Raw genomic sequence first — 20,051 nt, 5'->3', positions numbered from 1 at the left:
GGTGATGCCTGCAGCTGAACAACGTTTAACCACCAACATAACGATAACAAGATGAGCCGTCAATACCTCTAGACGTCTACATGTCTTTGCTTATGGCAGTAAATCCCGCTAAAATTCAGGCATCCTAACTATCTATCAATTTACATCGCTGAGAAGGTTAACAATGGCAGAGTGGAATGGCGAATACATCAGTCCATATGCGGAACACGGTAAGAAAAACGAACAGGTAAAGAAAATTACTGTTTCGATTCCATTGAAGGTCCTGAAAATCCTGACAGACGAGCGTACTCGCCGCCAAGTCAATAACCTGCGCCATGCCACCAACAGCGAGTTGCTGTGCGAAGCATTTCTGCACGCCTATACCGGCCAGCCGCTACCGACCGATGACGATATCCGCAAGGACCGTCCTGACGATCTGCCGGCCGAGGCAAAGAGCATCATGGAAGAGATGGGAATAAAAATCGAGGACATCAACGAATAACTCGCTGATCCTATCACCCGTAAAAAAACCAGCCGCATGGCTGGTTTTTTTGTTTTAGAACGGCAACCGAAACCGGATTAGCCCTGCATATAACCTACAGGCAACTCGATTTGCGCCACACCGGAGGCAACCGCGGCCTCGGCAACAGCACGTGCCACACGAGGTAGCAAACGAGGATCCATCGGTTTTGGCAAAATATATTCCGGACCGAATGCCAAAGACGTTGCACCGGCGGCTGCCACGACCTCGGCCGGTACCGGCTCCTTCGCCAACTGGCGGATCGCCTCGACCGCAGCCAGTTTCATCTCGTCATTGATTTCGCTCGCCCTGACGTCCAGCGCCCCACGGAAGATAAACGGGAAACAGATAACATTGTTGACCTGGTTCGGGTAGTCGGAACGACCCGTACCCATAATCAGATCATCGCGCACCGCATGGGCCAGTGCTGGTTTGATTTCAGGATCCGGGTTTGAACAAGCGAACACAACGGGTTTGTCGGCCATCAGCTTGAGGGCATCGGCTGGCAGCAAATCAGGCCCAGAGACACCGACGAAAATATCCGCACCCTCAATGACATCTTCCAAGGTGCGCTTATCGGTATTGTTGGCAAACAGCTGCTTGTACTCGTTGATATCGTCACGGCGGGTATGGATCACCCCCTTGCGATCGAGCATATAGATCTTCTCGCGCTGGGCTCCGCATTTAATTAGCAGCTCCATGCAGGCAACGGCAGCCGCCCCAGCCCCGAGGCAGACAATCACCGACTCCTCAATCTGCTTGCCTTGCAGCTCGAGAGCATTGAGCATACCGGCCGCAGTGACAATCGCCGTACCGTGCTGGTCATCATGGAACACTGGCACATTGCAGCGCTCAATCAGGCGCTTTTCGATTTCGAAGCAGTCAGGTGCCTTGATATCCTCGAGATTGATACCACCAAAGGTATCAGCAATGTTGGCCACCGTATCGACGAATTCATCGATAGTGCGGTGCTTAACCTCGATATCAATCGAGTCGAGTCCGGCAAAACGCTTGAACAGCAAGGCCTTACCTTCCATTACCGGCTTGGACGCCAGCGGGCCGAGGTTGCCTAGGCCGAGGATCGCCGTACCGTTGGTGATCACCGCAACCATGTTGCCCTTGCCGGTATATTTATAAACATTATCAGCATTTTGCGCAATTTCACGCACGGGTTCGGCTACACCCGGACTGTAGGCCAGAGCCAAATCGTTGACCGTATCGGCGGGCTTGGTAAGCGCGATCGCAATCTTTCCCGGAACAGGGTAAGCATGGTAATGGAGAGCTTGCTGGCGAAAATCTTCAGACATAGTGTTCAGGATCCTGAAATGAGAATGAGGTTCAGTTCGAGAATGGGAGCCAGATCATAATTGATCGCGATCAAAAATCCTAGCACCGACTATCTGGTCGATCCAAGCATGCGGTCAAAGAATAGGCAAAAAAGACGCGGGGGTGGGATATGAGGGCGGAGCAGCGGTAGAGAAGTAAAATTTAGATATGAAAAAGGGGATGCAATGCATCCCCTCTTCGCAAATTCACTCTGGCAATTACTTGCTAGATAGAGCGCCGAAACGCTTGTTGAATTTGTCGATACGGCCACCAGTGCTCACTTGACGCTGCTTACCAGTGTAAAAAGGGTGACACTTGTCGCACACATCAAGGTTGATGTCTTTACCCATAGTTGAGTTAAATACGAAAGTGTTGCCGCAAGAACAACGTGCGTTTACTGCAGTGTACTCTGGGTGAATACCTTGTTTCATGGGATAACCTCAAAAGTAAGGCCGTGTCGCTCTCCCGATCCAAAGCCGGGCACCACACGTCGTTAATAAAAGTAAGCATATTGGCGACTGCCGATATGCTAAATTCAGGCGGCGTATAGTAATCAATCATGTCCACCAGATCAACAAATACGCTCCCTTTTTCACCGCTTTGCCGCCCCCGCCCCGGCAGGGTACACTTTATAACTTCAGTATATGCCCAATTTGCAGTGACTATGACACCCAACATCGCCCGCGTAGCCCTTCCCGTCCCTCTGGACAAACAGTTTGATTACCTGATCAAACCAGACCAATTCCCGGCCGTCGGCGGACGGGTCCAGGTTCCGTTCGGCCGCCAGCAACTGGTCGGGATTGTCATGGCCATCACACAGCATTCGGATTTCCCCGTCGCACAGCTCAAACCGCTCGGCAAGGTCCTCGACACCGCCCCGTTGTGGTCGCCAGCCCTGTTCAAGTTACTGGGGTGGGCCAGCAGCTATTACCAGTACCCGCTCGGGGACACCCTCGCCAATGCGATGCCGGCCCTGCTCCGCAAAGGACGCGAGGCCTCCCCGGCAGCCCTGAAAATGTGGCAGCTTACCGAAACCGGGCATGACCAACCGCTGGCAGCACTCAAGCGCGCCCCGCGCCAGGCACAGGCTCTCAACGCCCTGCGGGCGGGCTCGCTCAGCCACGAGGCCCTGCTGGCCGACGATATCAGCGCTGCAACCCTCAAGACCCTTCAGGGTAAAGGCTGGATAAGCGAACTGGAACAGCAGCCGGTGGGCGTTGACTGGGGAAAAAACTATGCCTTGGGTGAGGAAAAGCCACGGCTCAACGACGAGCAGGCACTGGCCATCGCCTCGGTCAATGCCAATCCGGATTTTGCCTGCTACCTGCTTGAGGGGGTCACCGGCTCGGGCAAGACCGAGGTCTACCTCAACCTGCTCGAGCCTGTGCTCGCCAGCGGCAGGCAGGCCCTGATCCTGGTGCCGGAAATCGGCCTCACCCCACAAACCATCAACCGCTTCCGCCGTCGCTTCAATGTCCCGCTGGTCACCATCCACTCCGGGCTCAACGACAGCGAACGGCTGGCGGCCTGGCTGGCTGGACGTGACAACCAGGCAGGGATCATTATCGGCACCCGCTCGGCCCTGTTTACCCCGCTAGCCAACCTCGGGATCATCATCGTCGACGAGGAGCACGACGGCTCCTACAAGCAGCAGGACAGCCTGCGCTACCACGCCCGCGATCTGGCCGTCATGCGCGCCCGCGAGGAAAACGTGCCAATCATTCTTGGTTCCGCCACCCCGGCCCTTGAGACCCTGCACAACGCCACCAGCGGAAAGTACCACTACCTGCGCCTAACACGCCGGGCCGGTGTCGCCCAGAACGCCCGCCACGGGGTACTCGATGTCAAGGGGCTGTACCTTGAGGCCGGCCTCTCGGCCCCGCTGATCGCCCGGATGCGCCAGCACCTCGCCGAGGGCAACCAAGTTATGCTGTTCCTCAACCGGCGCGGCTACTCCCCAGCCGTGATATGTCACGAGTGCGGCTGGCTGGCTGAATGCAAGCGCTGCGATGCCTACTACACATTCCACCAGCAGAGCGGCGAACTACGCTGCCACCACTGCGCAACACAACGCCCAATGCCGCGCCAATGCGGCAATTGCGGCTCGACCCAGCTCCATGCTGTCGGGGTCGGCACCGAACAGCTCGAACAGCAGCTGGCGACCCTGTTCCCCGACTACAAGACCGTCCGGATAGACCGTGACAGCACCCGCCGCAAAGGCAGCCTCGAGAACTACCTCGAAGCCATCCGTCGCGGCGAATACCAGATCCTGATCGGCACCCAGATGCTGGCCAAAGGCCACCATTTCCCTGACGTAACCCTGGTCAGCCTGATCGACGTCGACAGCGCCCTGTTCAGCAACGATTTCCGAGCCAGCGAGCGGTTGGCCCAGCTGTTTATTCAGGTGGCAGGACGGGCAGGACGGGCCAGCAAGCCGGGGGAGGTGCTACTGCAAACCCACCATCCCGAGCACAGCCTGCTTCAGGCACTGCTCTACAAAGGCTATGACCATTTCGCCACCGACGCCCTGCGCGAGCGCAAGCAGGCCTGGCTGCCACCATACACCTACCTCGCCCTGATCCGGGCCGAGGCCAACGATAGCGCTCAGGTCGAACAATTCCTCCAGCAAATCCGGGGCATCTTCAGTGCCAGCCCGGTCTTTGATCAGGACACCTTGGTAATGGGGCCGAATCCGGCACCACTGGCTCGTCGGGCCGGCCGCTATCGCTGGCAGTTGCTACTGCAAGCCCCCAGTCGAAAAGTGCTCCACCAGCTGCTGAGCATCGCCAAGCCGGCCATTGCCCTGCTGCCGCTAGCCAAGAAAATACGCTGGTCGATCGATGTCGAACCGCAGGATTTAACTTAAAATAAACAATGCGACACAGATCACGTGACGGATGTAATTTATGCTGTTCTAAGCATGTTTAAACCTTGCTAGACAGCCTACAATAGCACTCTCGCTGGCATTGGTATCTGCTCAACTTGGCTATGATCCGCCGGCGGATTGGAGAGAAAAATAATAGAGAGGAATCATAACTATGGCGACAATGAAGGATGTTGCCCAGCTCGCCGGCGTTTCTACGGCCACGGTGTCCCGTGCGCTGATGAATCCGGAAAAGGTGTCGGCCTCAACCCGTAAAAAAGTTGAACAGGCCGTCATGGATGCTGGCTATTCACCCAACTCACTGGCTAGAAATCTCCGTCGCAACGAATCAAAGACAATCGTCACGATCGTCCCCGATATCTGCGATCCCTACTTTACCGAAATCATCCGGGGGATCGAGGAAGCAGCGATGGAGCACGGCTACCTGGTCTTGCTCGGCGACAGCGGCCAACAGAAAACCCGCGAAAACTCTTTCGTCAATTTGGTCTTCACCAAACAGGCCGACGGCATGCTTTTGCTTGGCACCGACCTGCCATTCGACGTCAGCAAACCCGAGCAGAAAAACCTGCCGCCGATGGTCATGGCATGCGAATTCGCCCCAGAACTCGAGTTGCCGACGGTCCATATCGACAACCTGACCGCCGCCTTCGAAGCCGTCAACTACCTGACCCAAATGGGTCATAAGCGTATCGCCCAAGTTGCAGGGCCGCCCCATGCCACCCTGTGCCATTTCCGCAGCCAAGGCTACCAGCAGGCCCTGCGCCGCGCCGGTATCGAGCTCAACCCGGCCTACACCATTCAGAGCGACTTCACTTTCGCCGGCGGTGCCCGTGCGGTTACCGCACTGCTGTCGATGCCCGAACCGCCGACCGCCCTGCTCTGCCACAACGATGTCATGGCCATCGGTGCCATGCAGCAAGCCAAGCGCCTCGGCTTCCGGGTACCGCAAGATATCTCCATTGTCGGCTTTGACGATATTCAGTTCGCTGAATACTGCGATCCACCGCTGACCACGGTCTCCCAGCCGCGCTATGAAATAGGCCGCCAGTCGATGCTGATGCTGCTCAATATTCTCAAAGGCAAGGAAATCGCCTCGGGGTCTCGCCTACTTGATGCCAAGTTGGTGATCCGGGAAAGTGCTGCGCCACCAGCAAACTAGACACCAAAGGCAGTTTTTGCCCAGCATGTCACATTTTTGCCTTCCACGGCGACCTGACAGTTCCCCAGACATCGTGCTGGGGACTAGTCAGTATTCGCTCAACTTTGTACCATAAGGGCATTGTTCCCTAATCCCATCATCACCGTGGCTACCAAAGATTATGTAAAACGCGGCCGAGCACAAAAGGCGCCAAAGACGCAGAAGAAAAAACCGGCTCGAAACAACCGCACCGCAACACCATCCGGCAAGCGCTTCCCGCTACTGTGGGCGATTATTGCCGCAGCATTGGTTGGGACGATGAGCTACGGGCTATATTTCCTTTCTGCGACGCCGTCGCCAGAGCCTGCCGTGACCCAGCCGGCGGAAACCAAGCCGCTACCGACACCGGTAGAGAGCCAGCCGAGCAAACGCGAAGCACAGCCCGAAACCAAGCCGCTTCCACCTAAGCCGGCCGAAAAATGGAGCTATATCGAAGAGCTCGAAAATAAAGAAATCAAAGTCGAGGCGAAAAAAGAGCAGGCCCCGTCGCGCCCTTACCTGATGCAGTGTGGCGCCTACCGCAGCGAAACCCAGGCCGACGAGCGCAAGGCGATGATTGCGTTTCAGGGGCTGACCAGCCAAATCAAGGTCAGTCAGGGCGAGAAAGGCAATTGGTACCGGGTGATATTGGGCCCCTACCAACAGAAACGCAAAGCGGAATCGGACCGCAACAAGCTCCGCCGTGCCGGCATCGAGCCGTGTGCGATCTGGTTCTGGGAGTAACCAGCACCGCCTTCCAGACAGAAAAAGGATGCCCCGGCATCCTTTTTCTTTGCCTTTTTCCCTTGAAAGTCCCCGCCTATACCCCAAGATCTTCAGACATACAGTAACCGGCAAGGGCCGGAAACAGACCTAAGAGGTAAGACCGTGACAACTATTGTATCTGTTCGTCGTAACGGTAAAGTCGTTATCGCCGGTGATGGCCAGGTTTCCCTTGGCAACACCGTCATGAAAGGTAATGCACGCAAAGTACGCCGCCTGTACAACAACAAAGTGCTTGCCGGCTTTGCAGGTGGCACGGCTGATGCCTTCACCCTATTCGAACGTTTCGAGCGCAAGCTGGAAATGCACCAGGGCCATCTGCTCAAGGCAGCGGTGGAACTGGCAAAAGACTGGCGCACCGACCGTATGCTGCGCCGTCTTGAGGCCCTGTTGGCCGTAGCCGACGAGACAGCCTCGCTGATCATTACCGGTAACGGGGATGTGGTCCAACCGGAGAATGACCTGATCGCCATCGGCTCAGGCGGTAATTTTGCTCAGGCGGCAGCAATCGCCCTACTGGAAAATACCGACCTCGATGCCCGCGAAATCGCCGAGAAATCGCTCAACATCGCGGGTGATATTTGTGTCTTCACCAACCACCACCACACCATCGAAGAACTGGAAACCAAATAAGGAACCGGCCATGTCTGAAATGACCCCTCGCGAAATCGTCCATGAGCTGGACCGCCATATTATCGGCCAAGACAAAGCCAAGCGTGCCGTTGCCATTGCCCTGCGCAACCGCTGGCGCCGCATGCAGCTGCCTGAAGAGCTGCGTGTCGAGGTCACCCCGAAAAATATCCTGATGATCGGCCCGACCGGTGTCGGCAAGACAGAAATTGCCCGCCGCCTGGCCAAACTGGCCAATGCGCCGTTCATCAAGATCGAGGCAACCAAGTTCACCGAAGTCGGCTACGTGGGCAAGGAAGTGGACAGTATCATCCGCGACCTGACCGATGCCGCCGTCAAGATGACTCACCAGCAGGAAATGGAAAAAGTCCGTTTCCGTGCCGAGGAGCTAGCCGAAGAGCGGATCCTCGATGTCCTGCTGCCACCGGCACGCGATGCCTGGGGCCAGAACGAAAGCGGTGACAACAATTCGGCGGCACGCCAGTCATTCCGCAAGAAACTGCGCGAAGGCCAGCTGGACGACAAGGAAATCGAAATCAACGTCGCGGCACAGCAGATGGGCGTTGAAATCATGGCGCCTCCTGGTATGGAAGAGATGACCAACCAGCTGCAAGGCATGTTCCAGAATTTGGCCGGCAACACCAGCAAGAAGCGCAAGATGAAAATCAAAGACGCACTCAAGGCCGTTACCGAAGAGGAAGCCGCCAAGCTGGTCAACCAAGAAGATCTCAAAGAGAAAGCGATCTTCGCTGTCGAGAACCACGGTATCGTGTTCCTCGACGAAATCGACAAGATCTGCAAACGCGGCGACAGCTCGGGCCCTGACGTATCACGCGAAGGCGTCCAGCGCGACTTGCTACCGCTGGTCGAGGGTTCGACGGTCACCACCAAGCACGGCATGGTCCGCACCGACCATATCCTGTTCATCGCATCGGGCGCCTTCCAGGTCGCCAAGCCTTCGGATCTGATCCCTGAGCTACAGGGCCGACTGCCGATCCGTGTCGAGCTAGAAGCGCTGACCAGTGCGGACTTCAAACGTATCCTGACCGAGCCGAATGCCTCGCTGACCGAGCAATACAAGGCATTGATGGCCACCGAGTCAGTGAACATCGAGTTCGACGAGAGCGGTATCAACAAGCTGGCCGATGCCGCTTGGCAGGTTAACGAGCGTACCGAGAACATCGGTGCCCGCCGCCTGCACACCGTGATGGAACGCCTGATGGAAGAGCTCTCTTTCGATGCGACCGAGAAGGCTGGCGACAAAATTGTGATCGACGAAAACTACGTGACCTCGCGTCTTGGCGAGCTGGTAGAGGACGAAGATCTCAGCCGCTTCATCCTGTAATCGGCACAGCCAAAGAGACAAACGGCACCCTCTGGGTGCCGTTTTTATTTTGTGCAAACTTTGTTTTTACGCAAACAAAGTGGCGATAAATTTGCCCATTGCGCCAGTTCGTCCATAATAGCCACCTGTCACATTTTTGATGAAAAGCCCCTTATGATGAAATCATCTTCTCTCGCCATTTGGCTTGATGCAGCACGTCCGAAGACCCTGCCGCTCGCCATCGCCTCGATCGTTTGCGGCAGTGCAGTAGCAGGATGGCAAGGCAGTTTTTCTGCCGTTATTGCAGGTCTGGCACTGCTGACTGCACTCCTGCTACAGATATTGTCCAATTTGGCCAATGACTACGGGGACGCCGTCAAGGGCACCGACAACGATCAACGACTCGGCCCGCAACGTGCGATCCAGTCAGGGCTGGTCACGCCTGAAGCCATGCGCAAGGCAATGATCCTCAACATCGGCCTGACCCTGATCAGCGGCCTCGCCCTGATCCTGCTTGCCACCGACAACCTGCATGACATGTTCGGCTTCATGCTGCTCGGCCTGATGGCCATTGCAGCCTCGATTGCCTATACCGTCGGCAACAAACCCTATGGCTACCGAGGGCTGGGTGACTTCTCGGTTCTGGTTTTCTTCGGCTGGCTGGGCGTGGCGGGGACCTACTACCTGCAAGCGGGTCAAATCGACTCGATTATCATGCTGCCGGCAACAGCCTGTGGCCTGCTCGCCGTAGGGGTGTTGAACATCAACAACCTACGCGATATCGACAATGATCGCGCCTGTGGCAAACTCACTCTGGCCGTGCGCATGGGCCCGAGCTGGGGACGCAAGTACCATTTGTTCTTGCTGGTAACCAGCGTAGCCTGCCTCGCCCTGTTTGCCGCACTGGAAATCCACTCGCCGTTTGGCTGGCTGTTTATCCTCAGCGCACCGCTGCTGTTCAAGCATGGCAAGCAGGTCTTCCAGTCCGCCGATGGCGCGGCGCTACGGCCAATGATGGGCACAATGGTCAAGTGTGCCCTGCTGACCAACCTGTTATTTGCAGCCGGCATGGTGCTTGCTGCCGCATAACCCTAATAGCAACACGGTTATCATCGTGAGTTAGCCTTGAATCTTGGCCAATGAACTGATTATACTTTCAACAAGTTAAGCATGGCCGCCACCGCGGCGGCCGTTGCCCATTCATCTGCGAAGAAGAAGCACGCCTATGGAATACAATACGTCAGAACTCTGCGACATCTACCTCGACCAAGTCGACGTCGTCGAGCCAATGTTCAGTTCTTATGGCGGCCGTAACTCGTTCGGCGGCCAGATCACCACCATCAAGTGTTTCGAGGACTGCGGCCTGATCCGCACCGTGCTCGAGGAAAACGGCGCAGGCCGGGTTCTGCTTATTGATGGCGGCGGCTCGCTGCGACGCGCTCTGGTGGATGCCGATCTGGCTCAACTGGCCGCGAGCAATGAATGGGAAGGCCTGGTCATCTATGGCTGTGTTCGCCATGTCGACGAACTCGACGAGCTTGATATCGGCATTCAGGCGATGGCGTCGATCCCGGTCGGGGCCGACGAGCAGGGTATCGGTGAGATTGACGTCGCGGTCAATTTCGGCGGGGTGACCTTCTTGCCGGAAGACCATCTCTATGCCGACAGCACCGGGGTGATCCTGTCGCCCGAGCCGCTGGACATCGACTAAAGCGACATAAAAAAACAGAGCCGGCGGGCTCTGTTTTTTTGTTCATCCGCAAGGCGGGATGGATTACTCGACGTGATCCATTTTACCTAGCAGCATACGTACGCGCTCTTGCCATGCTTGGTGATCTTCGCGCAGCTTGTTGTTCTCCTGCTCTAGCGCTTCACGGCCAGTACGCAGTTCCTGAGCTTCACCCGCCAAGGCATCGTTGTTTTCTTTTAGTTCTTCAATTTCCATTTGTAGCAGGGAAATTGTATCAACAGCCATTTGTACTTTGGCTTCCAGCTTTTCCAAGATTTCTAATGACATATTGTCCACCTGTCTTCAGCCTATCTGCTTGCCCTAACCGTTAAGGCAACCTTGCACAGGCACATTCAACTTTGATTTGTTACCTATTCTAGCGAGGTGGCAACGCCGTGACATCTACAAATACCACGGTTTGTCGCAAATGGAGAAAAAATGAACAATTTTGATAAAAATCTTGCATCCTCAACCTCTGGCTATCGGGCCCCTTGCAAGAAGTTGCTCGCCCTATACGTCTAGCACGCGCCCAATGTGCATAAAAACAAACCAAATAGATTCAAAAATGAGTAGAATCGCGATCAAACTCAATTTTAATGCATTTCAACCGTGCTAATTTCTATTGTGATCGTATCTCTCTTGGATCTTTCCAAGATTTTGCCTTTCTGGCACATCCGGCCCCCATGGTCGGATTTTTCTTTTATAAACAGAAATATACAATCAAGCACAATAAATCCCCATCTCTAGTCCCCGCCTCTTTGCCCAAGAGGGTATTTCTCCCGCCCGCCAGCAACCGTTTGCGCGAACGCTCAAAATAAGAAAAATTTTTATGCTCGAACGCACATTTCCAATTCAATCCAATTTTCTTATGCGTGATATCGAGTAAATTAGCCGCATAAAAACCATAACAGCAATACCCCTACTACATAAAACAAAAGGACTGAACAATGACTACCCAACAGCAACATTCCTTGCTTGGCGAGTGTCTCGCCGAGTTCATTGGCACTGGATTACTGATTTTCTTCGGCGTAGGTTGCGTGGCCGCGCTGGTACTGACAGGAGCTGATTTCGGCCAATGGGAAATCAGTATCATGTGGGGCCTTGGCGTTGCGATTGCCATCTACTGTACCGCCGGTGTCTCAGGTGCCCATATCAACCCTGCCGTGACCATCGCCCTGGCCTTGTTCCACGGCTTCGACAAACGCAAGGTCCTGCCATACATTGCCGCTCAGGTACTTGGCGCCTTCTGTACCGCTGCCCTGATCTATACCCTTTACGGTAACCTTTTCAGCGATTACGAAGCCGCCAACAGCATCATCCGCGGCAGCGAAGCCAGCCTGGCAACCGCAGGGATCTTCTCGACCTACCCGAATGCCGCCCTGTCTTTTGCCGGCGCGTTCGCGGTGGAGTTCGTGATCACCGCCGTACTGATGTTTGCCATCCTCGCTATCGGCGATGACAAGAACGGTGCGCCGCGTGGTGCGATGGGCCCGCTGCTTATCGGTATCCTGATTGCCGTCATCGGTGGTGCGCTTGGCCCACTAACCGGCTTTGCGATGAACCCTGCCCGTGACTTCGGCCCGAAATTCTTTGCCTTCCTTGCTGGCTGGGGTGACATTGCCCTGACTGGCGGCAAAGACATCCCGTACATGATTGTGCCTATCCTGGCCCCAATCTTCGGTGCCGCGTTCGGTGGCTGGCTCTACCCGAAAGTGATCGGCGTCTACCTGCCGGGCAACCGCTGCACCCTGCCGAACAAATGTGAGAACACGGCCGACAGCGATACCGCCAAGGCATAAACAACACCAATTCCCTACAGCTGGCCGGGCCTGACCCGGCCAGCAAGAAACAACGAACACTCTACTACCCTTATAAGAAGATAATGAGAGGAAACCACCATGACTACAGAGCAGAAATACATTGTTGCACTCGATCAGGGCACGACCAGTTCTCGCGCCGTCATTCTTGATCACAATGCCAACATTGTGTGCTCGGCACAGCGTGAGTTTACCCAGATCTACCCGAAAGCCGGGTGGGTTGAACACGACCCTCTAGAAATTTATGCTACCCAGAGCTCAACATTGGTTGAGGCGCTGGCCAAAGCAGGGATCCGCTCGGATCAAGTTGCCGGTATCGGTATCACCAACCAGCGCGAAACCACCATCGTCTGGAACAAGAAGACCGGCAAGCCGGTTTACAACGCTATTGTCTGGCAGTGCCGCCGTACTGCGGATATCTGCGAAGGCCTTAAAAACGAAGGGCTGGAAGAATACATCCGCGACAATACTGGCTTGGTGGTCGACCCTTACTTCTCGGGAACCAAAATCAAATGGATCCTCGACAACGTCGAAGGCGCCCGCGAGGAAGCCGAGGCCGGCGACCTGCTGTTCGGTACTGTCGATACCTGGCTGATTTGGAAGATGACCCAGGGCCGCGTCCACGTTACCGACTACACCAACGCCTCGCGCACTATGGTATTCAATATCAATACCCTGCAATGGGACGAGAAGCTACTTAAAGCCTTGGATATCCCGCTATCTATGATGCCGGAAGTCAAGGCGTCTTCCGAAGTCTACGGCCAGACCAACATCGGTGGTAAAGGCGGTACCCGTATTCCAATCTCTGGTATTGCCGGTGACCAGCAGGCCGCCCTGTTCGGCCAGATGTGTGTCGAAGCAGGCCAGGCCAAGAATACCTATGGTACAGGCTGCTTCTTGCTGATGAACACCGGCAAGGAGAAAGTGACCTCGCACAATGGCCTACTGACCACGCTGGCTTGCGGCCCTAAAGGCGATGTCGCCTACGCGCTGGAAGGTGCGGTATTTATGGGTGGCGCATCCATCCAGTGGCTACGCGACGAAGTCAAGCTGCTTGACGATGCCAAAGACTCCGAGTACTTCGCTGAGAAGGTCGGCAGTGCCAACGGCGTCTACGTGGTGCCAGCCTTTACCGGCCTGGGCGCACCGTACTGGGACCCGTATGCGCGTGGTGCCATCGTCGGCCTGACCCGCGGCGTCAACTCCAACCATATCATCCGTGCGACACTGGAGAGCGTGGCCTACCAGACCCGCGACGTACTTGATGCTATGCAGGCTGACTCCCAGATCAAGCTGGATACCCTGCGCGTCGACGGCGGTGCAGTAGCTAATAACTTCCTGATGCAGTTCCAGTCTGATGTTCTGGATACCGAGGTCCACCGCCCAGTGGTAACCGAGGTAACGGCACTGGGTGCCGCCTACCTCGCGGGCTTGGCTGTCGGGTTCTGGGACAGCATTGACGACCTCAAGAACAAGGCCGAGCTGGATCGCAAGTTCATCCCATGTGCCGATGACCAGAAGCGCAACCGCCGCTATAACGGCTGGAAGCGCGCGGTTGAATGCGCCAAGGGCTGGGCTATCGAAGACGACATCTGATCTCGCCCCTAACGGTGACAAGGCCTGCATTCGCAGGCCTTTTTTTATTTGTGCACGCACAAATCGCTAAGAACTGCCGGGAAATAAGGATTTTTGCGCTAACGCAAACGTTTCCACTCAAGCTGTGGTAGAATCGCGCCAGATTTTTTCAGCTCACTGATTTCTATTTCTGGAGTAACCATGAAACGCGATTTGGCAATGGCATTTTCCCGTGTCACGGAAGGCGCAGCACTGGCAGGCTACAAGTGGCTCGGCCGTGGCGACAAGAACGCAGCTGACGGCGCAGCCGTGGAAGTTATGCGTACCCTGCTGAACCAAACGGAAATCGAGGGCGAAATCGTCATTGGCGAAGGCGAAATCGACGAAGCACCGATGCTCTATATCGGTGAGAAAGTCGGTACTGGCGGTGATGCCGTGGACATCGCTGTCGATCCAATCGAAGGAACCCGAATGACCGCTATGGGCCAGAACAACGCCCTGGCCGTCTTGGCTGCCGGCGAGAAAGGCTCGTTCCTGAAAGCACCTGATATGTACATGGAGAAACTGGTCGTAGGCCCAGCCGCCAAAGACGTTATCGACCTCAACAAACCGCTGGCCGACAACCTTCACGCCATCGCCGAGGCCCTCGGCAAACCGCTCTGCGAGCTGGTCGTCATCACTTTGGCAAAACCACGCCATGATGCCATCATCGCCGAGATGCAAGGCATGGGCATCCGGGTCTACGCGGTGCCGGACGGCGATGTCGCGGCTTCGATCCTGACCTGCATGCCAGACAGCGAAGTGGACATCATGTACTGCATCGGCGGCGCGCCGGAAGGCGTAGTCTCTGCCGCCGCCATCCGCGCACTGGGTGGCGATATGCACGGCCGCCTGCTGCCGCGCCACGAGGTCAAAGGGGATACCGAGGCCAACCGCGCCCACGGCCAGCTGGAAATTGACCGCTGCCGCGAAATGGGCATCGAGCCCAACACCGTGCTGCGCATGGAAGACATGGCCAAGAGCGACAACGTGATCTTCGCCGGTACCGGCATCACCAAGGGCGACCTGCTCGACGGCATCCACCGTCAGGGCAACATCGCCACCACCGAAACCTTGTTGATCCGCGGCAAGTGCCGCACTATCCGCCGCATCAAGTCGACCCACTACCTCGACCGCAAGGATGACGCCATCAAGTGCCATATCCTGTAACAGCCATAATCGGCTCTTGGGATAGACAAACGCACCCTGCCGGGTGCGTTTTTTTTGCCAGGCAACTCCCGCCACTTTGTAAAGTAGTTGCTTTATTTAGCAGGCTGGCTACATAATTAACTAACGCAATAGATGTAGGCAGCCATGAAGACAGTCGACCGAATACTATACCGCATGAAGCGCGAAGGCCCGGCCACCGCCAAACAGCTGGCCAAGGAGTTCAAGCTCACTACCATGGGCGTCCGCCTGCACCTGCAAGGGCTGGAAGAAGAGGGGCTAGTCCGCTTCGAAGACGTCAAGGTCAAGGTCGGCCGCCCCACCCGCCACTGGCACCTGACCGATCTCGGCCACCGCCGCTTTGCCGACCGCCACGGCGATCTCATCGTCCAGATGCTAGACTCTGTCGAGACCCTGTTCGGCAAGGAAGGGCTCGGGCAGGTCATCGACCGGCGCGAGCAGCAGGCATTCGGCCACTACCAAACCCAACTGGCTGGCGCAGATACGATACACGAAAAGCTGCAAATCCTAGCTACACTCAGGGAACAAGAAGGCTATATGGCCGAGCTCCACCAAGACGGCGAGCAGTTCCTGCTGGTCGAGAACCACTGCCCTATCTGCCATGCAGCGACGCGCTGCCCTTCCCTGTGCCAATCAGAGCTGGCGGTTTTCCGCCGCCTGCTCGGTGATGGCTACCAGATCGATCGCGACGAACACATCATTGCCGGAGAGAGGCGCTGTGCGTATCGAATAATAAAACGATAACGAGGAGATGATTATGGCTGACTGGATTCCCGCACGGGTGATCACCAACCGCCACTGGAACCAAGATCTATTCAGCTTGGTTCTTGAAGCCAACATCGAACCATTCAAGGCCGGCCAGTTTACCAAACTGGGGCTTGAGATTGACGGCAAGCTGGTCCAGCGGGCCTATTCGTTTGTCAATCCTCCCTCGTCATCGCAAATCGAAATCTATGCCACCCGCGTTGCCGACGGCCTGCTCTCGCCCCGCCTGCATCGGCTGGAGGAAGGCGATAGCGTCTTTATCTCGGCGCGGGCCAACGGCTTCTTCACCCTCGATGAGGTTCCCGAAGGTGAGCACCTGTGGCTGCTGGCCACCGGTACCGCCATCGGCCCGTACCTGTCGATGCTGCGCGAGCCAGAAGTCTGGCGCCGTTTCCGCAAGGTCGTCCTGACCCATGCCGTTCGCTTTGCCGCCGATCTCAGCTACCAGGCCGAAATCACCGAACTGCAACAGCGCCATCCGGACCAACTCATCGTCCAGCCATTCGTCAGCCGTGAGCCTGCGCCGTTGACGCTGCCGGGACGCATCCCCCAAGCCATTGCCGACGGGATGCTCGAGCGCCATGTCGGCATCACGCTCGACCCGGCCCACAGCCAAGTCATGCTGTGCGGTAACCCGGCCATGGTCAGAGATACCAAGGCCGCCCTCGAGGCACGCGGTTTCAGCAAGAACCTCCGCCGCAAACCCGGCCAGATCACCACCGAGCACTACTGGTGATCGCACCGCGAACTGCCTCGCAGCCATCCTGCCCGCCCGAGAAAATCCGGCGGGCTTTTTTTCGCCCCAATCTCAAACCCCGCCCACCACTCTTTCCCGCCGGCTGCTAATGTTATTGGATAGCTCGAAGAAAAATCAGGCAGGAACAATACGCCAACCGCCAAGGCTGGCACTATGCAGGGAGAACAGCATATGCAGACGCTACCCCCGTTCGATGAGCTCAAGGCGATGGCCGAAAACGACCCCGATCAGCTGGAGGCATTGCGCCTCTCGATGAGCGAGGAGATCATCAGTCAGGCCAGCAAGGAAATGCAGCCCCGACTGCGGGCCCAGCTCAGCCATATCAACCATGTCATTGGCTATGGCAAAAACCCGAACCATACCAACATCCTGCTAATGGCAGAGCTCCAACAGCAACTCCGCCGGCTAGCTCAAGCCCTGAACGCGCCGGAAACCCTGTCCGATCAAACGGCAGAGATCCGTCCTTTCCGACGCCCCGAGCCGGATAGCTAATTCAACACTTTGAGAAAGCAGTCCTGATCCATATCCCGGATATTGATGGTCAGGCTGCTGATGCTGGCAGCATGGCCTTCGAGCACCGTCATCAGGGCACGTGACAGTTCGCGCTTCACTTCGCCGCTGCGGCCGGAGAGCATGCTAAGTTCGATATGGATGAAGGTATCGAGATCGCGCTGCTTGCCCACCAACCAGTTTTGACAGCAGTAGCTACGCGACTTGACCGTTCCCGGCTCGAAGATCCCGCACTCCAGCAGCAGGGTATGAAGATCATCGAGCAAACCGGGGATATTAACCCGCTCGACCACGGGTTCGGCATATTCCATTACGAGGTTAGGCATTCCTTGTTCTTCCTTGTGTATTGCCAGCAACACCCTATGTCGCTGCCTTTCTGTCCACCATAACCAAACCGGCGGCCGGACACCAAGCCGGGTGGCGATATTTCCATCATTGATCACTGTCTTTGCCCCCGTACCGAGACAGCAATTACACCAAACCGAAAAAAAATTCCGCGCAGCGGTTCACTTTTGACAGGGAAAAAGGTACAACCAAGCACAGAAATGATTTCGGACAGTAAAATAAATCGCCGAACTGCTATAGTGTTCGAACACTGCAACGGCGGGTTCGGGGTTAGTTTTTATTGCACGGCAAGCGGTAGTTGACCGATACTCATTAGCCTAGTGCCAGCTGCGGCCATATGCCGGCAGTGGTTCACTACGCTAATCAGTATTAGTTTATTTACATCAAATTGATTTGGAGAAAAGCTATGCGCCATCCTGTGGTTATGGGTAACTGGAAGCTAAACGGCAGCAAGGAAATGGTATCTAACCTAATTAAGGGCCTGGATGCTGAACTGAAAGGTGTAGAAGGTGTAGACGTCGCTATTGCACCACCAGCAATGTACCTTGACCTGGCTGAGCAGCTAATCGGTAAAGCGGAAAGCAAAATCATCCTTGGTGCACAGAACGTTGACATCAACGCCAGCGGCGCATTCACCGGCGATATCTCTCCTGAGATGCTAAAAGACTTCGGTGCAAGCCACATCATCATCGGCCACTCTGAGCGCCGCGAATACCACAACGAATCAGACGAGTTCGTTGCTAAGAAATTCGCATTCCTAAAAGAGCACGGCCTAACTCCTGTACTATGTATCGGTGAGTCTGAAGCTCAGAACGAAGCTGGCGAAACTGTTGCAGTATGTGCACGCCAAATCGACGCAGTGATCAACACCCAGGGTGTTGAAGCGCTTAACGGTGCAATCATCGCTTACGAACCAATCTGGGCGATCGGTACTGGCAAGGCAGCGACAGCTGACGACGCACAGCGTATCCACGCAGAAATCCGCGCGCACATCGCACAGAAGAGCGAAGAAGTGGCGAAGAACGTTGTTATCCAGTACGGCGGTTCAGTGAAGCCTGAAAACGCAGCCGCTTACTTCGCACAGCCTGACATCGACGGCGCGCTAGTTGGCGGTGCAGCACTAGACGCAGCAAGCTTTGCAGCGATTGCTAAAGCAGCAGCGGAAGCGAAGAAGTAATTCTTCCTCCCTTGCCGTGAAAAAAGCCACCTCCGGGTGGCTTTTTTGATCCGAGCAGCCAGCGGCGGCAAACCGCAACCATAAAAAAACCGGCCCCGAAGGCCGGTTTTTGCATCTCGGAAAACCGAAATTAGAACAGCTTGTCAGCCAGTTTGTACAGGTCTGTACGAACTGGGCGCTTCATGTTCTCGATAGCGTCAATGATGTCGTGGTGAACCAGCTTCTCATTCTGGATACCAACACAACGGCCACCGTGGCCTTCTAGCAGAAGGTCAACCGCGTAAGCACCCATGCGAGATGCCAGGATACGGTCAAACGCAGTTGGCTGACCGCCACGCTGGATGTGACCCAGTACCGTTGCACGAGTCTCGCGGCCAGTTTCGTCTTCGATGTACTTAGCCAACTCGTTAACATCCGTCATCAGCTCAGTGATGGCGATGATTGCGTGCTTCTTGCCCTTGTAGATACCTTCTTTGACTTTCGCCAACAGGTTCTCTTTGTTCAGGCCAGTTTCCGGAGTGATGATGTACTCACAGCCGCCTGCAATCGCAGACATCAGGGTAAGGTCGCCACAGTGGCGGCCCATTACCTCTACGATAGAGATACGCTGGTGAGACGACGAAGTATCACGCAGGCGGTCAATCGCATCGATAACCGTGTTCAGTGCCGTCAGGTAACCGATAGTGTAATCGGTGCCCGCTACGTCGTTGTCGATAGTGCCAGGCAGGCCGATACATGGGTAGCCCATCTCGGTCAGCTTCTTCGCACCCATGTATGAGCCGTCACCGCCGATCACAACCAAGGCGTCGATACCGTGGATCTTCAGGTTTTCGATCGCCTGCTGGCGAACCTTCTCGTCCCGGAATTCAGGGAAACGAGCAGAACCCAAGAACGTACCGCCCTTGTTGATCACATCAGACACGCTCTGGCGATTCAGTTTTTCGATACGGTTCTGGTGCAGGCCCTGATAGCCGTCGTATACACCATACACTTCCACGCCTTCTGATAGCGCAGCGCGAACTACACCGCGAACAGCCGCGTTCATACCCGGTGCGTCACCACCACTGGTCAATACACCAATCTTCTTAATCATGGTTACCCTCTGACTTTGGGAATTGAAAATTCAAATCCGGCACGAGGCGCCAAGGTTCCCCGCTCGGCACTGCAGCCAAATCGCTGCACTCGTGTAAACTGTAATTTTCCTACTAATGTAGGAGTATTACAATTTTGATAAAAAAATTTGTTGATTCACATCACGATAGGTTGCAACTTGGGCAAAATGCCTGATTTCGGCACGCCCTGCCATCGTGGAAAGATCATTCACGACTGATTACCGGGCAGCGCCATCGGTCGAGTCTCTCTAACCAGTATATATCCTGCGCCCGTAGCCACCAGTGCTGCCGATGAGGGTGAGAAGCTCGGGTGATATGAAGCTCATCCTTGATAATCACACTGTTAATTCGGCACTGAACTAAACAATATGCCGCAGTATAGCTGTTTTGCGATGAAAATTAATAACAAAATAA

General features: G+C 55.6%; 20 protein-coding genes. 15 read left to right on the top strand and 5 right to left on the bottom strand.

Translation table 11 applies throughout. The features are described from left to right. Positions 1–163 precede the first annotated feature (163 nt). The gene (gene metJ, locus ABT56_RS05275; RefSeq protein ID WP_047877819.1) at positions 164–481 is read left to right on the top strand and encodes a met regulon transcriptional regulator MetJ; all 318 of its coding nucleotides are present in this window, start codon (positions 164–166) and stop codon (positions 479–481) included. Between the two features lie 77 nt (positions 482–558). Here the strand turns inward: metJ and ABT56_RS05270 are convergent, their stop codons facing one another. After that, entirely contained in the window at positions 559–1,806 is a 1,248-nt protein-coding gene (locus ABT56_RS05270) for a malic enzyme-like NAD(P)-binding protein (RefSeq protein ID WP_047877818.1), read from the bottom strand. A 237-nt stretch (positions 1,807–2,043) separates the two neighbouring features. Then, positions 2,044–2,256, bottom strand: coding sequence for a 50S ribosomal protein L31 (gene rpmE / locus ABT56_RS05265; protein WP_047877817.1), 213 nt, complete (start codon positions 2,254–2,256; stop codon positions 2,044–2,046). Positions 2,257–2,489: 233 nt separating this feature from the next. Here rpmE and priA point away from each other — a divergent pair, with 233 nt between their 5' ends. From priA to rraA, 7 genes are all read left to right on the top strand, one after another. Beyond that, positions 2,490–4,691 (top strand): primosomal protein N', encoded by a 2,202-nt coding sequence (priA, locus tag ABT56_RS05260; protein WP_047877816.1) that lies wholly within the window; start codon positions 2,490–2,492, stop codon positions 4,689–4,691. Between the two features lie 172 nt (positions 4,692–4,863). Then, a complete protein-coding gene (gene cytR / locus ABT56_RS05255; protein WP_047877815.1) occupies positions 4,864–5,868 on the top strand; it encodes a DNA-binding transcriptional regulator CytR in 1,005 nt (334 codons plus the stop codon). 144 nt (positions 5,869–6,012) lie between these two features. Continuing rightward, complete coding sequence (locus tag ABT56_RS05250; protein ID WP_047877814.1) at positions 6,013–6,630, top strand: SPOR domain-containing protein; 618 nt, start codon at positions 6,013–6,015, stop codon at positions 6,628–6,630. Between the two features lie 144 nt (positions 6,631–6,774). Continuing rightward, entirely contained in the window at positions 6,775–7,302 is a 528-nt protein-coding gene (gene hslV, locus ABT56_RS05245) for an ATP-dependent protease subunit HslV (RefSeq protein WP_047877813.1), read from the top strand. A gap of 10 nt (positions 7,303–7,312) precedes the next feature. Continuing rightward, positions 7,313–8,644 (top strand): HslU--HslV peptidase ATPase subunit, encoded by a 1,332-nt coding sequence (gene hslU, locus ABT56_RS05240; protein ID WP_047877812.1) that lies wholly within the window; start codon positions 7,313–7,315, stop codon positions 8,642–8,644. A 156-nt stretch (positions 8,645–8,800) separates the two neighbouring features. Continuing rightward, positions 8,801–9,712 carry a 1,4-dihydroxy-2-naphthoate polyprenyltransferase gene (locus tag ABT56_RS05235; protein ID WP_047877880.1) on the top strand — a complete coding sequence of 304 codons (912 nt, stop codon included), beginning with the start codon at positions 8,801–8,803 and terminating at the stop codon, positions 9,710–9,712. A gap of 136 nt (positions 9,713–9,848) precedes the next feature. Continuing rightward, complete coding sequence (rraA, locus tag ABT56_RS05230) at positions 9,849–10,334, top strand: ribonuclease E activity regulator RraA (protein ID WP_047877811.1); 486 nt, start codon at positions 9,849–9,851, stop codon at positions 10,332–10,334. A 63-nt stretch (positions 10,335–10,397) separates the two neighbouring features. Here the strand turns inward: rraA and zapB are convergent, their stop codons facing one another. Beyond that, positions 10,398–10,640 carry a cell division protein ZapB gene (zapB, locus tag ABT56_RS05225; RefSeq protein ID WP_047877810.1) on the bottom strand — a complete coding sequence of 81 codons (243 nt, stop codon included), beginning with the start codon at positions 10,638–10,640 and terminating at the stop codon, positions 10,398–10,400. Positions 10,641–11,299: 659 nt separating this feature from the next. Here zapB and ABT56_RS05220 point away from each other — a divergent pair. The 6 genes from ABT56_RS05220 (at position 11,300) to ABT56_RS05195 (ending at position 16,985) form a co-directional block, all read left to right on the top strand. Beyond that, entirely contained in the window at positions 11,300–12,151 is an 852-nt protein-coding gene (locus tag ABT56_RS05220; RefSeq protein WP_047877809.1) for an MIP/aquaporin family protein, read from the top strand. A 99-nt stretch (positions 12,152–12,250) separates the two neighbouring features. Continuing rightward, a complete protein-coding gene (gene glpK / locus ABT56_RS05215; RefSeq protein ID WP_047877808.1) occupies positions 12,251–13,765 on the top strand; it encodes a glycerol kinase GlpK in 1,515 nt (504 codons plus the stop codon). 180 nt (positions 13,766–13,945) lie between these two features. Then, entirely contained in the window at positions 13,946–14,953 is a 1,008-nt protein-coding gene (gene glpX / locus ABT56_RS05210) for a class II fructose-bisphosphatase (RefSeq protein ID WP_047877807.1), read from the top strand. Between the two features lie 144 nt (positions 14,954–15,097). Then, entirely contained in the window at positions 15,098–15,715 is a 618-nt protein-coding gene (locus ABT56_RS05205) for a helix-turn-helix transcriptional regulator (RefSeq protein ID WP_047877806.1), read from the top strand. Positions 15,716–15,728: 13 nt separating this feature from the next. Beyond that, positions 15,729–16,472 (top strand): ferredoxin--NADP reductase, encoded by a 744-nt coding sequence (locus ABT56_RS05200; RefSeq protein ID WP_047877805.1) that lies wholly within the window; start codon positions 15,729–15,731, stop codon positions 16,470–16,472. Between the two features lie 192 nt (positions 16,473–16,664). Next, positions 16,665–16,985, top strand: a complete 321-nt coding sequence (locus ABT56_RS05195) for a DUF3135 domain-containing protein (RefSeq protein ID WP_047877879.1) — start codon at positions 16,665–16,667, stop codon at positions 16,983–16,985. Here ABT56_RS05195 and ABT56_RS05190 read toward each other — a convergent pair. Beyond that, a complete protein-coding gene (locus ABT56_RS05190) occupies positions 16,982–17,329 on the bottom strand; it encodes a 5-carboxymethyl-2-hydroxymuconate Delta-isomerase (protein WP_047877804.1) in 348 nt (115 codons plus the stop codon). The two genes, ABT56_RS05195 and ABT56_RS05190, sit on opposite strands and share 4 nt — an antisense overlap. Positions 17,330–17,754: 425 nt before the next feature. Between ABT56_RS05190 and tpiA the strand changes: the two genes are divergently transcribed. After that, complete coding sequence (tpiA, locus tag ABT56_RS05185; protein ID WP_047877803.1) at positions 17,755–18,525, top strand: triose-phosphate isomerase; 771 nt, start codon at positions 17,755–17,757, stop codon at positions 18,523–18,525. A 130-nt stretch (positions 18,526–18,655) separates the two neighbouring features. On the opposite strand, the gene pfkA is transcribed toward tpiA, so the two are convergent. After that, a complete protein-coding gene (gene pfkA, locus ABT56_RS05180; protein ID WP_047877802.1) occupies positions 18,656–19,618 on the bottom strand; it encodes a 6-phosphofructokinase in 963 nt (320 codons plus the stop codon). Positions 19,619–20,051 lie beyond the last annotated feature (433 nt).

Source organism: Photobacterium aquae (assembly GCF_001029445.1).
GTDB classification, from domain to species: Bacteria; Pseudomonadota; Gammaproteobacteria; order Enterobacterales; family Vibrionaceae; genus Photobacterium; species Photobacterium aquae.
This window is presented reverse-complemented; position numbering and strand designations above follow the sequence as displayed.